This window comes from Trebonia kvetii (assembly GCF_007827045.1).
In the GTDB taxonomy this organism is placed as follows: domain Bacteria; phylum Actinomycetota; class Actinomycetes; order Streptosporangiales; family Streptosporangiaceae; genus Trebonia; species Trebonia kvetii.
This window is the reverse complement of record NZ_RPFW01000001.1, coordinates 653,250-666,213: the sequence shown is the minus strand read 5'-3', so window position 1 is coordinate 666,213 and position 12,964 is coordinate 653,250. Positions and strand designations below refer to the sequence as shown.

Here is a 12,964-nt window from a genome sequence, read left to right as displayed (position 1 = left end):
CCACCCTGATAGTGGCTCAGGGTGCGATCGCGCTGGACCGGATGGCGCCCACGGCGGCGCGGGCCAGGGCCGCGACCGACAGGGACGTGCTGTGGGCGGGCCAGGCGAGCAGGAGGTCGACCGGGGGGAGGTCCGTCATTGGAACGGTGATTAGGTCATCGCGCAACGGCCTGGTCAGTACCCGGGGGAGCACGGCGACCTTGCGTCCCAGGGCGATCAGGTGCATTAGTTCGCTGAGGCTCTTCATCGCGCCGGGATCGGCTGGCTTCTGGTGCAGCTCTTCGCCCGCTAGGTCGGCCATCTCCAGGCTCGCCCGTTGCGCAAGTGGATGAGACAGAGGCAGCACGGCGACCGGGGCTTCCGTCAGCAGTGTTTCGCTGTCCAGCCCGCCAAGCTCGTCAGGCGGCGCGTAAAGGATCGCGGCATCCGCCTGTCCTCCGCGCAGCATGCGAGCGGGGCCGGCCCCGAAGACCACCTCGACCGGCAGCACCCCAGACTCGCGTTCGTATGCGGCGAGGATGGCCGGGAGCAGGCCAGCGTCGCCGCCCGGCTTCATGGCCAGGATCAGCCGCGGGTCGCGGGTGCCGGCCCGTTGCGTCCGCAGCGCCGCGGCGGACACCGCCTCAAGCGCGACGCGCGCCTCGCGGCGCAGTACCCGGCCGGCCTCGGTCAGCGCGACCGCGCGGCTGGTGCGATCGAACAGGGTGACACCAAGCCTGCTTTCCAGCTGCCGGATCGTCTTGGACAGTGAGGGCTGCGCGATGCCCAGCCGGGCAGCGGCGCGGCCGAAGTGCAGCTCGTCGGCCACCGCCAGGAAGTACGCCAGTTCCCGAGTCTCGAGCCGGTCCATTCCTCCAGGCTATCGGTCGCAGCCTTGGCGGTCTTGGACGTACGTCTCCGAGCAGTGATGAGCTGAGGCCATCTCGCTCGTAACCACCACGCCAAGGAGCTCACCATGCCCGCAATCGCGCTCGTGGCCGCCGGTCCCCGCCTCGGCTTGTCCCTCGGCAAGATCTTCGGCGGTCACGGCTTCGATGTCGCGCTGATCGCCCGCTCGACGGAGCACCTCGGCGAGCTCACCGCGAAACTCGCGGCCCAAGGGGTCGCGGCGGCCGGCTTTCCGGCCGACATCACCGAGCGCTCCGCATTGGCTGCCGCCCTAGACAGCGCGGCGGAACGGTTCGGCGCTATCGACGTGCTGCACTACTCCAGTCAGGGCGCGGGAAGTGCCGAGACCCTGCGCACCACCGGAGCGCTGGACGTCACCGTGGACAACCTCCAGCCGCAGCTGGAAAGCATCTGCTACGGCGCGATCACCGCGACACGCGCGGTGCTGCCGGCCATGCTGGCCGCCGGCAGCGGAACATTGCTCTATACCACCGGCGGCTCCTCGGTCACACCCGCGCCGGTGTTCGTCAGCGCCGGCATGGCGGGCGCGGCCCTGCGCAAATGGGTCCTCACCGTAAACGGCACGCTGGCCGGCAGCGGTGTCTACGCCGGCCATGTCGCGATCGGCACCTGGATAGCCGGCACGCCCGGCGCCCCAGCAGGCACCCGGGTCAGGGAACCCGACGACATCGCTCGCCTCTACTGGGACCTGCACACCCGCCGCGAGCCCGTCGAGCACCTCATCGAGGCTTGACGGCGGCGACCGCGGCCGCCCTGAGTAGATCCTCGCCGGTGTAGGCGACGCCGGCGATTCCCCATCCGCCGCTGTTGGCGTTCAGGATGTTGACCCAGGTGATGTCCGGGTCGTGTCCCTCGACGGTGAGCCGGTCGACTATCTCGGTGGCCGCGGCGATGAACGCGGCGCGCGACTCGTGCGTGCCAAGCCCGATGTCGGGCAGCTTGAGCTCCACCATCACCACCGGCCTGTTCGCGCCGCCCGCGTAGATGTCCTGCGGGGCGAGTACGTGGACTGTTCCGCCGACGATCGAGGTGAAGAAGGAGTTGCCTGTCGCGCCGCTCGCCTCGATCAGGGCGGCGGACAGCTGCGGGAGGATCTCCCGTTCGCCGGTTGGGGTCAGGACGCCGCGAGGTGCGGTGACGGTGATGGGCATCGCGGCGCGATCTACCACCACTTTCCCGAAGGGAAGAGCCAGCTCGTCGCGGAAGCCGCCACCCGCAACGGGCAGGATGTGCGGGCGACCCTCAGCCAGCTGCCGGCCGGCAGCCCTCGCGACGTGGTCGAGGCCTTCCTGGCGATGATCCGCCCGGTCGTTGAGCAGTCGGCCCGCGGCAGCGGGTGCGCGGTCGCCGCGGTGGCCATGGGGGCAGGTGCCGCCGACGGCGGCCTGCACGAGATCGCGGCTGACGCGTTCACCGCCTGGCGGCGCGAGCTGGCCGGCAAGCTCACCGCCGGAGGCATGGCGGCCGATCAGGCATCGGGCCTTGCCGCGACGCTTGTCATCCTGCTCGAAGGCGCGCATGTCCTGTGCAGGGCGGCGGGCGACCTCGAGCCCTTCGACCAGGCGGCCAAGGCGATCACGTCACTCGTCGGCGACATCTGACCGACGGCTTTTCTGCCATGGCGAGCCGGGGTGCGCGTGTAGACTCGCTTTTGCGTATCGTGCAATCTATATTGCATCTTATGCAAAGGTCTTCACCGCCGCCGCTGCTGCCGCTGCTGCGGTCCAGGTTGCAGGCCGAGATCCTGACCCTCGTCCTGCTGGGCCCGGAGCAGGAGTGGTCGCTGACAGGACTGGCGTCGCGTTCAGGGGCGTCGGTTTCGTCGGTTCAGCGGGAGATCACCCGGGCAGAGCAAGCCGGAGTGGTGAGCTCCCGGCGCCTGGGCAGCACGCGGCTTGTGAAAGCTGCGGACTCGCCGCTGACGGAGCCCCTGAGCGAGCTCCTGCTGCGCTCGTTCGGGCCGCGCCAGGTACTAGCCGAGGAACTCGCAGGCGTCGAGGGAATCGAGGGGGCCTACCTGTTCGGCTCGTGGGCCGCACGGTACGCGGGCGAGGTCGGTCGCCCGCCGGCGGACCTGGACGTCCTCGTGATCGGCACTCCGGACCGGGACGAGCTCGACGACGCCGCTCAGCGGGCCGCGAGCCGCCTGGCCCGGGAGGTCAACGTCACGATCCGGTCCCAGGCCTGGTGGCGGGAGGGGACAGACGGCTTCCATGCCGACGTCACCCGCCGCCCGCTGGTTCCCCTCTTCGGTGGGGAAGTAACGGCATGAGCTGGGAAACAGGAAGCGAGCGCATCCGGGAACTCCTCAACGGAGGGGACCTGAGCCGGGTCCCGCCGGACACCGGGCTCGCGCGGCGGATGCTGGCGGACGCTGGGCGGCACCTGGCCACAGCGGCGGCGGCCGAATCGACCGGAGACCTGGCGGGTGCCTACCAGCTGGCGTACGACGCGTTGCGCAAGAGTGCGGCGAGCCTTCTTGAAGCCCAGGGGCTCCGGGCGACGAGCCGCGGCGGGCACATCGCGGTCCAGGAAGCAGTCACCGCCCAGTTCGGATCCACTATCCGGGCGCTTCGCTCGTTCAGCAGGCTCCGACGCGCACGCAACAGCTTCGAGTACCCCAGCACGGAGACCCCCAGCCCCTCGGGAGACGACGTGAAGGACGCAATCCGGGTCGCCCGCGAGGTAAACGACGCGGCCGGCAAGATACTGGAAAGCAAAATCCTCTCCCCTTGGTAGGTAATTCAGGTGCCCTTTAGGCGGAGCGGTCAGGTACGGGCAAACCCCTGTGGAAGAATGCTTTCGTCACGTTGCTTTTCGATTTGCGGGGATCTGAGCCGGCCGTCTGCATTGGAGCGGTTGATGGACAGTGCGGGGCCGGATAGCGAACAGCTGTTGTCTGGCCTGGAAGACTCCGCAGGCGACGCGGCCGTGCTGCGCATGCGGCTCGGTAATCAGCTGCGGCGCCTTCGCGAGGCCGCGGGCATCTCGCCAGAAGAGGCCGGCTTCGAAATTCGCGGGTCCCGGTCCAAGATCAGCCGGCTGGAAAACGGCAGGGTCAAGCTCAAGAACCGTGATGTCACCGACCTGCTCCTTTTGTACGGCGTGACCGACGAGGTGGTGCTGTCGAAGTTCCTCGCGCTGGTGATGCAGTCCAACGGGCCGGACTGGTGGGGGGAGTACGGCGACATCCTGCCCGGGTGGCTCGAGACCTACCTCGGGCTCGAGGCCGCGGCGACGATCATCCGCACCTGCGAGGCCCAGTTCGTGCACGGGCTGTTCCAGACGGCCGATTACGCGCGAGCCGTCATCGGCCTCGGGCGCAACGCCCCGCCAGAAGACGAGATCGAGCGCTGGGTAAGCCTGTTTCTCAGGCGCCAGGAACTGCTCAGCAGGCCGGATCCGCCGAATGTCTGGTCGGTCATGGACGAGGCAGTGCTGCGCCGGCCGGCCGGCGCAGCCCCGGTAATGCGCGCCCAGTTCCGGCACCTCATCGAGGTAGCCAAACTCCCCTGTGGGCCGGAATCGGCCGGAAACGCTAGCACGAGACCTGACCAGCCCCCGAGAAAGGCGCTCAGATGACTGCGGACGAGGCCCCGACCGCCCCCGGTGATGGCGGAGCCGGCCAGAGTAAGCGGCCACCGTTCGACACCAGCGTGGCGAACCAGGCGAGGATTTACGATTACCTGCTTGGCGGCAAGGACAACTACGAGGCCGACCGGGCAGCCGTAGACGCCGTGCTCAAGATCGCACCGGAACTGGGCTTCACCGCCAGGGAGAACCGCGCCTTCCTCGGCCGCGCCGTCCGCTACCTCGCCGCCCACGCCGGCATACGCCAGTTCCTGGACATCGGCACCGGCATCCCGACGGCGGGCAACACCCACCAGGTCGCCCAGGCCGTCGCCCCGGAAGCCCGGGTGGTGTACGTCGACTACGACCCGGTGGTGCTAGCGCACGCGCGTGCGCTGCTGAAAAGCAACGAGGCAGGTGCCACGGAGTACATCGACGCCGACCTGCGCGACACCGGAACAATCCTCGACGAGGCCGGCCAACTGCTGGACTTCACCCAGCCCGTCGCGGTAACGCTGCTGATGATCCTGCACGTCATTCCGGACTCCGACGACCCGCACGCGCTCGTGGCCAGGCTGATGGACGCCCTGCCGCCGGGCAGCTACCTCGCCCTGTCCCACCTGGGAGCGGAACTCCTCGACCAGCAAAAGAGCGAGGGCTTTCAGAACGTGGTGCGCCGCCAGGCGCAGCAGCAGTACATCGGTCGCGGCCGGGAAGAGATTGAGCGGTTCTTCGACGGCATGGACCTGGTAGCGCCAGGGGTTGTCCGTGTCGAGGAATGGCGCCCTGACCTGGACAGAGATGAGGAGGTCAAGTCGGCCCTGTGGTGCGCGCTGGGTCGGAAGCGGTAGGTCCGCCCACCCTCGCCTATCTGGGACGCTCAGCACCTCAGTTACAGTTGGCGCTTAACGTGTCGCGCAGCGTGACTGTTGGCGTGGCGTCGATCTGGGGGGCGCATGATCCGGAAGTTTGCTGTCGAGTTCCTGGGCACGGCGATCTTGGTGTTCCTGGCCGTCGGGGCGGCCACGGTGATGTTCGGCTTCAAATTCGACGGTGGCAGCGTCGCGGCGGGGGTGGTGGTCACAGCTTTGGCGTTCGGCCTGACGCTGCTGGCGCTGGTGTACCTGATCGGGCCGGTCTCGGGCAGCCACGTCAACCCGGCGGTCACGCTCGGCGCGCTGCTCACTGGCCGCATTTCCCTTCCGGAGGCAGTGGGGTACTGGATCGCCCAGTTCGCTGGCGGCATCGTCGGTGCGCTCGCACTGTGGGGCACGTTCGCGACCTCGCCGCTGTACGACCGGGCCACGACCGGCCTGGGCGCCGACGGCTACGGCAGCGAATCAATGATTCACATCGGTTTGGGCGGGGCGTTTATCTTCGAAACCGTCCTGACCGCCATCTTCGTCTTCGTCGTCTTGCGGGTAACCTCCGAGACGGCCAACGCCGCGACCGCGGCGATCGCCATCGGGCTGACCCTGACCGTTGTCCACCTCGTCGGCATCCCGATCACCGGCACCTCAGTGAACCCCGCGCGCAGCCTTGGCCCCGCCTTGGTCGTCGGCGGCACGGCCCTCAGCCAGGTGTGGCTGTTCATCGTGGCGCCCCTGGTCGGCGGCGTCCTCGCCGCCGGGCTGCACCGGCTCCTCTACCGTGAAGAAGGCACCGTGCTGGCCGCCGAAGCACAGCAAGACCGCGAAACCCGCCGCGCGCCGGCTTCATAACCGCACGGCACCTGAGTGCGTGCTGGCCGCGCCCCGGCAGGCGACCTCCCCGACCGTGCGGTCAGGGCCTGACGGCGCGGGTGGCGAAGTAGCCGGGCATGTACCGGCCGGTGGCGTCGGCGTGGTGCGGCCCTTCGACCAGGTGTGTCAGGACGAAGCCCGCGGCGAGCTGCCCGCCGATCTGCTCGGTGAGCGAGTGGCTGTACTCGATCGGCCCGGTCCCGTACGAGCGCTCCCGCTCATCGTCCGGGAGGTCGAGGGTGGTGAACGGGAGCGGGTGGCGCACGATCAGCTCGCCCCGCTCATCCAGCGCCGCGACGTCGAAGATGAAGATATCCGGGTTCATGAACCCGGCCATCAGGATCCCGCCCGGGCGCAGCACGCGGAACGACTCCAGCCAGACTGGTGCCAGCTCGGGGCAGAACACGTTCGACACCGGGTTAAATACGACATCGAAGCTGGCGTCGGTGAACGCGCTCAGGTCGCGCATGTCGCCGAGTACCGTGCGGACGGCCAGCTGCTCCCGGGCGCCCACCTCCCGGTCGCGGCTCAGCTGCCGCGGCGAGTTGTCGAGCACGGTCACGGCCGCGCCCACCGCGGACAGCACCGGCCCCTGCTGCCCCCCACCGGAGGCCAGGCACAAGACCGCCGCGCCGGCCAGCTCAGCCGGGAACCAGTCACGCGGCACCGGCTGGTACCCGATCAGGACAACGGACCAGTCGCCGGCCCGGGCCCGGGCGATCACCTCGGGCCCGACCGGCCGGGTCCACTCGTTACCGCTTTCCACCTCGCGGTCCCATGCGGAGCGGTTATGCGCCACGGGATCAAAGCTGCTCGCCACAGCAGCACAGCTTAGGCGCCACGCCCGCAGGCGTCAGAATGTGTGGGACAGGCGTACCGTTCGGGCATGCGAGTTACCTACAACAAGCTCATCCGCGACCGCATCCCGGAGATCGCTGAATATCACCAATGGGCGATATCACCAAACACTGATGGTCGAGTATTATTGATCTATGGTGATACGGCCTGACGAGTACCTGGTGGCTACCGCGCGGGACCTGGGCGCGGCACTGAAGCACTTCCGGACCGCGGCCGAGGTGACCCAAACGGAGGCGGCCGAGGCGACGGGTATCGGGCAGTCCTATCTGTCGTCCCTGGAGAGCGGCAAGTTCGGCGGCTCGCTGACCCATGCCCTAAGGCTGCTCCGCTTCGTCGGCTGCGAGGTCATCGTCAGGCCGAGGGCGCCTCATGGCTGACCGGCTCGTAGCGTGGCTGCACGGGACGCCGGTCGCCGTGCTTACACCCGCCGCGGAGTTCCGTATCCGGATGGAATGGCATGCGGAGGGCGTCGAGCGATGGGGTCTTGGCAGCCCGGCCCTGTCCGTCGGACTGCCGGTCGGGACGCCGACCGGCCCGCGGGACATGCGCGGCCTGGACTTCTTCGAGAACATGCTGCCTGAAGGGCCCGCACTCACGCGGATGGCGGCCCTGGCCGGGGTTCGACCGGTCGACACCTACGGCATCCTCGCCGCATTCGGCCATGACTGCGCGGGCGCGGTCATGCTGCTCCCCGACGGGGAACAACCTGGGGCCGCAGGCCACTGCGGGTACACGCCGATGACCCCAGCCGACCTCCGGCAGGTGATCGGCAACCTCGACGCCCGGCCCCTGGGCGCCGCATCGGAGCGCGGCTTTCGCCCGTCGCTGCCCGGCTTCCAGCGCAAGGCGCTCCTCGGTCGCTCCGCAGACGGGACCTGGCAGCTGCCGTACGGTGACGCGCCCTCAACATGGATTCTCAAGCCCGACGGGCCGCACGCAATGGCCGCCAACGAGGCCACCTGCCTGCGGCTCGCCGCAGCCTGTGGTCTCGACGCCGCGCAGGCCGAACTGCTCGACGTGGCCGGGCTGCCCGTGCTCGCGGTCAGGCGCTACGACAGGATTGCGGCCTCAGGGCAAACGCTCCCTGCCCGGTTGCATCAGGAGGACGGCTGCCAGGCAACCGCGACGCCGCCTGCGACGAAGTACGAGGAGCAGGGCGGCCCGGCGCTGCGCGACCTTGCCGGCGTGCTGCGAAACTACGCAGACCCCGCGGACGTGATTCGGTTGCTGCGCCGCACCACGTTCAACATGGCCGTCGGGAACGCCGACGCGCATGCCAAGAACTTCTCCGTCCTGCACGACCCGGACAACCCGGCGATTACCCTCGCGCCGCTCTATGACGTGCTCTCTACCATTGCCCTTGAGCTAACGGACGGCGCCGGCCAGCCAATGCGGGCCGACACCCACCTGGGTCAACGGGTCGGCGGGCAGGCCGATATCCAGAAGGTAACTGCTGCCAGCCTCATCGACGAGGCAGTCTCCTGGGGCATCAGGCGGCGCACAGCCTCATCAGTCGTCGTTGAGACACTCGACCGACTGCTCGGTGCTATCCCGGAAGCGCCCGGCGATGAGCGCGTCCTTGCCGTCATCCGCAAACAGGCCGAGCAGCTCAAAAGGAACCAGCGCTGAAATGCCCGAGTGTTTCACCTGGCCCCCGAATTCGCCTGGCCTTAGCGTGGTCAATCTGCTGATCGCGCCCCGGCGGGTGTGGTTCGCTGGCGCTATGCCAACGGCCGCTTCCTTCCGCTCCCGTCTCGTCACCCGCGAACCTCTGTACGGTGCCTGGTCGGTCATCCCGTCGCCCGCGTCCGCCATGCGCACACCGCTGATATCGGACGGGCTCTCGACCTGGGCTGTGAGGGTGTCATCGTCCCGAACGTCGAGTCGGCCGCCCAGGCTCTCCAGGTAGTAGGCGCGGTGCGATATCCGCCCTTCGGCCACCGGTCCGCGGGCGGGGTGCTGGCCGTTGCGGAGCCCTTCTGCCTCGTCATGGCCGAGTCGGCCGACGCCGTCGCCGACCTGGAGGCCACACTGGCCGTCGACGGCGTCGACGGCCTCTACGTTGGCCCCGGTGACCTGTCGCTCTCCCTGGGTTGTGACCCCAGCCCAGATGACCCGGTACTGAACCGGGTCCTGCAACGCGTCTGGGCTGCCTGCGCGACCGTTGGCAAACCGGTCGGGGTGCACGCCACCGACGGCACGACAGCCCGCCGCTACCGCGATGCCGGCTGCTCCCTCATCACGACCGCCACTGATGCGGTCGCGATCACCCGTGAAACCGAAGCCCAGCTCAGCCGCGCCCGCGCCTGGTAAATGGTTGCGTTTGGCAAAGTTGCCAGAAACGCGTGTCGCTTAGGGGCATTCCTTCAACCGCCACTCGCAGACGTCAACTAGAGCCACCGCAGGCACTTCAATGCCAGATGTCGAAATTGCCGTAATTCCGGCCTGGCGACATCTTCACAATTTGACTTTGTTTGGTCACAGTTCGCATTAGGGGCTCGCGAAGAAGGTGCGGGCATGGCCGTGGCTGGGGTCGGTGTGGCGAAGCGGCAGGGACTGTGGGCGGAGATACAGCAGGAGCGTGCAAGGCAGGCACGCCATCGCGAGCGGCAGTTCCGTGAATTCCGGCAGGCCGAGGCGCGGGCAGCCCGCGACGCAGCCAAGGCTGACCGAGACCGGAAGCGCCAGGCTGCTTCCGATGAGCGGGAACGGACGAAGCTCTACGTTGAGGACCGTAAGGCAGAGGCCGCTGCCATGGCAGAAGATGTCCGTGCCTGCATTGCCGAACTCGACGGCCTGCTCAAGGCCGGCATCCGTGAGCGGCCAGTCGTCACGTTCCCTTCCCTGCGGAGGACCGACTCCTACCCGGCGTTTGACGCTGGCCACTGGGGCAAGCAGTTGCCGCCTCCGGTGTGGGAGGATTTCGCCCCTGCGGAACCGTCCGGCCTAGTACTCCAGCCGTAGATCGTTATGTTGACTGATCTTGGGCCGCTTGCCGTTTGTAGTGGCAGGTCCGTGCTCGGTGCTGGTGGCGGCGGCGCCAGCGTGACCAGTGCAGCCGATGGGCGGTGCCGTGGCCGGGCCGGATGATGACGGTGGCGAGCAGGTGGGCGATCTCGTTCCTGGTCAGCGGGATCAGGCCGTCGGGGGCGGCGTCCTCGGTCGCGGTGGCGATGGCCAGGACGGCAGCGGCGAGCATGGCCAGGGTGACCCACCGGTACCAGGAGGTCCAGCGGCGGACCTGGTGCTCGTCCAGGCCGGTCAGCCCTTTGCCGGCCTGGAAGTTCTCCTCGATGGTCCAGCGCAGCCCGGCGGTCTGGACCAGGGCGGCGAGCGTGACCGGCTGCGGGCCGTAGCAGCGGTAGAAGGCCAGTTCCCCGGTGGAGCGGTTGCGGCGCACCAGCAGGTGCCGGTGCCCGGGCCGGTCATCAGCGACAGTGATCCAGGCCCAGTCGTACCAGCGCTGGCCTTTGGCGCCCTGCCCGGCCGGCAGCCGCTGCCAGGCGCGTTTCGGCAGCCGGGCGGCCAGCTCATCGGCCCGCAGGGTGCGGCCGCCGCCGGCGGGGACCATGTGCCGGCAGGCGACCGCGAGCACGTAGGCGATGCCGTCCTCTTCCAGCCAGCCGCGCAGAGAGCCGTTATCTCCGTAAACCTCGTCGCCGGCGACCCAGGCGAACGGCACGCCCGCGCTGACCGCCCGCTCGATCATCTGCCTCGCGAGCTGCGGCTTCGTCGCGAACGCCGTGCCGTCGGGGATCCCGGCCGCCGCGCAGCGGGCCAGGTCAGAGGTCCAGGACTTCGGCAGGTACAGCTCCCGGTCGATCAGGGCCCGCCCGCCCCGGGCGGCGTAGCCGAGGTAGACCGCGACCTGCGCGTTCTCGATCCGGCCGGCTGTGCCGGTGTACTGCCGCTGCACGCCTGCGGTGGCGGTGCCCTTCTTCAGGTCCCCGGTCTCGTCGATGACCAGCACCGCCCCGGGATCCCCCAGGACGTCGACGATGCACCCGCGCACGTCGTCGCGGACCCCGCCGGCGTCCCATTTCGCCCGGGCAAGCAGGTGCTGCATCCCGTCCGGCGAGGAATCGCCGGCCTGCTCGGCGATCGTCCAGCAGTTCACCTTCGGCAGCTCCGACAGCAGGCCAAGTACGAACGCCCGCGCCCGCCTGCGCGGCTCCACCCTGCGGAAACGGGATCCCGCCCGGGCCATCAGGTCATCGAGTATCCCCAGCCACCGGCCGGGGTTTACGCTGGGGCCAGCGGCCACCAGAAGATCATCACGAGTCGTCACAAACCGCGATGATCAGACGGTGGCCGTCCAGTTTCCAGCACCGACACGCCTGCGATCACGAGCCCGCGGCCGGGCGTGCTGCGCGCTAGCCCGCAGGAAGCTCACCGGCTCCCTGCCATACCAGCGCCTGCGCAACGATCACTCGCTCGCCGTTGAACGTCACAGCGGGACCTTCGTGGAGGCGGTACCCCAAGGCAATCGCATCGCTGACCCGACGGCAGAACGCCGCGTCATCAGGGCCAGTAAGGACTCGGTACACCGGCAGCCCATCCGGGGGAACAGTCATGCAACCAGCCTCCCAGACCACCTTCGCCCCAGTCGGCCCGGCTCCCGCCCATCTAAGCCAGATCACGATCTACGGCTGGAGTACTAGGCAAGGTCTTCGGCGGCAGGGCCCGTTTCGAGGGCCAGCTGAAGGCTGCCCGCGCCGCCTACGACCGGGCTGTCGAGCAGCACACGGCCGCAGAATCTGACCGACGCCGGCAACTGGCAGAGCAGCGCGCCGCCTACGCCAAGGCCGCCGATGCAAACGCCGCGGCCGTCGCCGAGCACAATGCCGGGGTCGATCAGTTCCAGCGGGACTGCCGTGCCGGGGACCCTGAGGCCGTCACCAGGTTCTGCACCCTCGTCTTGGACTCGTCGATATATCCCGAGGGGTTCCCGCATCAGACACGCGCCGTGTACCGGCCAGATCCGCGGGAGGCCGTCATCGAATGGGAGTTGCCCCCGCAATCGGTGATCCCGCTGGACCGCGACTTCCGGTATGTGGCCTCCCGGGATGCCATTGATGCCCTACCTCGCGCGGAAAAGGAGATCAAGGAGCGCTACCGTGTGGTGATCGCGCAAGTGGCGCTGCGCACCATCCATGAAATCCTCGTCTCCACGCCTGGCAGTGCAATCGACCTAGTGACCTTCTACGGCTATGTCTCCACGAAAGATGCCGCGACAGGCCAGCCGATCCGGCCGCTACTGCTCCAGGTGAGCGCGCAGCGAGAAGTATTTGGCCCATTCGTGCTGGCTGAACTCGACCCCGTGGCCTGCCTCAAGCGCCTTAACGCCCTAGTCTCACCGCACCCATACGACTTGGAGCCCGTGCGGCCCACCGTGGACTTCGACTCCCTGCTGACCCGGTTCAAGTTCGTTGAAGGGATGGACGTTGTCGCCGGGCTGGACAGCCGCCAGGACCTTCTCGCGATGGCCCCGTACGCGTTCGAGCACCTGGTACGCCAGATCTTCGAGGAAATGGGCATGCAAGCCTGGAACACCGAAGCCATCAAGGACGACGGCGTCGACGCCGTTGCGGTGAACAAGGATGCGGTGTTCGGCGGCATGTGCATCATCCAGGCCAAGCGCTACCGCAACGCCGTGGGCGTCGAGGCAATCCGCGCGCTGGCCGGCGTCATGGAAGATAAGCACGCCACGAAGGGCATCCTCGTCACCACGTCCTGGGTCACCAAGGACGGCCACGCCTTCGCAACCCGCCACGGCCGCATCGAAATCATGGAATGCGAGCACATCAAGTACCTCTGCAAGGAGCACCTAGGCCTGGACGTCCTGATCAGCCTCCCCAAGCCGCCTCCGCGCTGACGTCCACGCC

General features: G+C 68.4%; 18 protein-coding genes. 12 read left to right on the top strand and 6 right to left on the bottom strand.

What is annotated here, in order from left to right; genetic code table 11:
* Window positions 1–16 precede the first annotated feature (16 nt).
* Window positions 17–850 (bottom strand): LysR family transcriptional regulator, encoded by an 834-nt coding sequence (locus EAS64_RS46635; RefSeq protein WP_145851125.1) that lies wholly within the window; start codon window positions 848–850, stop codon window positions 17–19.
* Between the two features lie 105 nt (window positions 851–955).
* Here EAS64_RS46635 and EAS64_RS02800 point away from each other — a divergent pair, with 105 nt between their 5' ends.
* Window positions 956–1,642, top strand: a complete 687-nt coding sequence (locus EAS64_RS02800; RefSeq protein WP_145851124.1) for an SDR family NAD(P)-dependent oxidoreductase — start codon at window positions 956–958, stop codon at window positions 1,640–1,642.
* Here the strand turns inward: EAS64_RS02800 and EAS64_RS02795 are convergent.
* Window positions 1,629–2,060, bottom strand: coding sequence for a hypothetical protein (locus EAS64_RS02795; RefSeq protein WP_145851123.1), 432 nt, complete (start codon window positions 2,058–2,060; stop codon window positions 1,629–1,631). The genes EAS64_RS02800 and EAS64_RS02795 overlap by 14 nt on opposite strands.
* Before the next feature lie 78 nt (window positions 2,061–2,138).
* On the opposite strand from EAS64_RS02795, the gene EAS64_RS02790 reads away from it, so the two are divergent.
* From EAS64_RS02790 to EAS64_RS02765, 6 genes are all read left to right on the top strand, one after another.
* A complete protein-coding gene (locus tag EAS64_RS02790; protein ID WP_145851122.1) occupies window positions 2,139–2,510 on the top strand; it encodes an LmrA/YxaF family transcription factor in 372 nt (123 codons plus the stop codon).
* Between the two features lie 80 nt (window positions 2,511–2,590).
* Complete coding sequence (locus EAS64_RS02785) at window positions 2,591–3,181, top strand: ArsR family transcriptional regulator (protein ID WP_145851121.1); 591 nt, start codon at window positions 2,591–2,593, stop codon at window positions 3,179–3,181.
* Entirely contained in the window at window positions 3,178–3,648 is a 471-nt protein-coding gene (locus EAS64_RS02780) for a HEPN domain-containing protein (RefSeq protein ID WP_145851120.1), read from the top strand. The genes EAS64_RS02785 and EAS64_RS02780 overlap by 4 nt, the downstream gene beginning before the upstream one ends.
* Window positions 3,649–3,705: 57 nt before the next feature.
* A complete protein-coding gene (locus tag EAS64_RS02775; RefSeq protein ID WP_246115495.1) occupies window positions 3,706–4,491 on the top strand; it encodes a helix-turn-helix domain-containing protein in 786 nt (261 codons plus the stop codon).
* Entirely contained in the window at window positions 4,488–5,330 is an 843-nt protein-coding gene (locus EAS64_RS02770; protein ID WP_145851119.1) for an SAM-dependent methyltransferase, read from the top strand. Before EAS64_RS02775 ends, EAS64_RS02770 begins: the two co-directional genes overlap by 4 nt.
* Before the next feature lie 105 nt (window positions 5,331–5,435).
* The gene (locus EAS64_RS02765) at window positions 5,436–6,200 is read left to right on the top strand and encodes an MIP/aquaporin family protein (RefSeq protein WP_145852306.1); all 765 of its coding nucleotides are present in this window, start codon (window positions 5,436–5,438) and stop codon (window positions 6,198–6,200) included.
* A gap of 61 nt (window positions 6,201–6,261) precedes the next feature.
* Here the strand turns inward: EAS64_RS02765 and EAS64_RS02760 are convergent, their stop codons facing one another.
* Window positions 6,262–7,041, bottom strand: coding sequence for a class I SAM-dependent methyltransferase (locus EAS64_RS02760; RefSeq protein WP_145851118.1), 780 nt, complete (start codon window positions 7,039–7,041; stop codon window positions 6,262–6,264).
* Between the two features lie 172 nt (window positions 7,042–7,213).
* Between EAS64_RS02760 and EAS64_RS02755 the strand changes: the two genes are divergently transcribed.
* From EAS64_RS02755 to EAS64_RS02740, 4 genes are all read left to right on the top strand, one after another.
* Entirely contained in the window at window positions 7,214–7,456 is a 243-nt protein-coding gene (locus EAS64_RS02755) for a helix-turn-helix transcriptional regulator (protein WP_145851117.1), read from the top strand.
* A complete protein-coding gene (locus EAS64_RS02750; protein ID WP_145851116.1) occupies window positions 7,449–8,708 on the top strand; it encodes a type II toxin-antitoxin system HipA family toxin in 1,260 nt (419 codons plus the stop codon). Before EAS64_RS02755 ends, EAS64_RS02750 begins: the two co-directional genes overlap by 8 nt.
* Before the next feature lie 78 nt (window positions 8,709–8,786).
* Window positions 8,787–9,392, top strand: a complete 606-nt coding sequence (locus EAS64_RS02745) for an HpcH/HpaI aldolase family protein (protein WP_145851115.1) — start codon at window positions 8,787–8,789, stop codon at window positions 9,390–9,392.
* Window positions 9,393–9,596: 204 nt separating this feature from the next.
* Window positions 9,597–10,043, top strand: coding sequence for a hypothetical protein (locus tag EAS64_RS02740; protein WP_145851114.1), 447 nt, complete (start codon window positions 9,597–9,599; stop codon window positions 10,041–10,043).
* Window positions 10,044–10,047: 4 nt separating this feature from the next.
* On the opposite strand, the gene EAS64_RS02735 is transcribed toward EAS64_RS02740, so the two are convergent.
* The 3 genes from EAS64_RS02735 to EAS64_RS43230 all read right to left on the bottom strand — a co-directional run bounded on the left by EAS64_RS02735 (window position 10,048) and on the right by EAS64_RS43230 (window position 12,033).
* Entirely contained in the window at window positions 10,048–11,286 is a 1,239-nt protein-coding gene (locus EAS64_RS02735) for an IS701 family transposase (RefSeq protein WP_145852305.1), read from the bottom strand.
* Between the two features lie 166 nt (window positions 11,287–11,452).
* Window positions 11,453–11,653, bottom strand: coding sequence for a DUF1737 domain-containing protein (locus tag EAS64_RS47070; RefSeq protein ID WP_145851113.1), 201 nt, complete (start codon window positions 11,651–11,653; stop codon window positions 11,453–11,455).
* Between the two features lie 83 nt (window positions 11,654–11,736).
* Window positions 11,737–12,033 (bottom strand): hypothetical protein, encoded by a 297-nt coding sequence (locus EAS64_RS43230; RefSeq protein WP_187365793.1) that lies wholly within the window; start codon window positions 12,031–12,033, stop codon window positions 11,737–11,739.
* Between the two features lie 12 nt (window positions 12,034–12,045).
* Here EAS64_RS43230 and EAS64_RS02725 point away from each other — a divergent pair, with 12 nt between their 5' ends.
* Entirely contained in the window at window positions 12,046–12,954 is a 909-nt protein-coding gene (locus EAS64_RS02725; protein WP_222848942.1) for a restriction endonuclease, read from the top strand.
* The last annotated feature ends 10 nt before the right edge of the window (window positions 12,955–12,964 follow it).

Excerpts from the sequence above, each read along its gene's own strand:
- EAS64_RS02735 (WP_145852305.1), bottom strand. The coding sequence starts at position 11,286 with ATGGCCCGGGCGGGATCCCGTTTCCGCAGGGTGGAGCCGCGCAGGCGG.
- EAS64_RS02785 (WP_145851121.1), top strand. The coding sequence starts at position 2,591 with ATGCAAAGGTCTTCACCGCCGCCGCTGCTGCCGCTGCTGCGGTCCAGG.
- EAS64_RS02755 (WP_145851117.1), top strand. The coding sequence starts at position 7,214 with ATGGTGATACGGCCTGACGAGTACCTGGTGGCTACCGCGCGGGACCTG.
- EAS64_RS46635 (WP_145851125.1), bottom strand. The coding sequence starts at position 850 with ATGGACCGGCTCGAGACTCGGGAACTGGCGTACTTCCTGGCGGTGGCC.
- EAS64_RS02750 (WP_145851116.1), top strand. The coding sequence starts at position 7,449 with ATGGCTGACCGGCTCGTAGCGTGGCTGCACGGGACGCCGGTCGCCGTG.
- EAS64_RS02765 (WP_145852306.1), top strand. The coding sequence starts at position 5,436 with ATGATCCGGAAGTTTGCTGTCGAGTTCCTGGGCACGGCGATCTTGGTG.
- EAS64_RS02800 (WP_145851124.1), top strand. The coding sequence starts at position 956 with ATGCCCGCAATCGCGCTCGTGGCCGCCGGTCCCCGCCTCGGCTTGTCC.
- EAS64_RS02795 (WP_145851123.1), bottom strand. The coding sequence starts at position 2,060 with ATGCCCATCACCGTCACCGCACCTCGCGGCGTCCTGACCCCAACCGGC.
- EAS64_RS47070 (WP_145851113.1), bottom strand. The coding sequence starts at position 11,653 with ATGACTGTTCCCCCGGATGGGCTGCCGGTGTACCGAGTCCTTACTGGC.
- EAS64_RS02780 (WP_145851120.1), top strand. The coding sequence starts at position 3,178 with ATGAGCTGGGAAACAGGAAGCGAGCGCATCCGGGAACTCCTCAACGGA.
- EAS64_RS02775 (WP_246115495.1), top strand. The coding sequence starts at position 3,706 with ATGCTTTCGTCACGTTGCTTTTCGATTTGCGGGGATCTGAGCCGGCCG.
- EAS64_RS02740 (WP_145851114.1), top strand. The coding sequence starts at position 9,597 with ATGGCCGTGGCTGGGGTCGGTGTGGCGAAGCGGCAGGGACTGTGGGCG.
- EAS64_RS02770 (WP_145851119.1), top strand. The coding sequence starts at position 4,488 with ATGACTGCGGACGAGGCCCCGACCGCCCCCGGTGATGGCGGAGCCGGC.
- EAS64_RS43230 (WP_187365793.1), bottom strand. The coding sequence starts at position 12,033 with ATGCGGGAACCCCTCGGGATATATCGACGAGTCCAAGACGAGGGTGCA.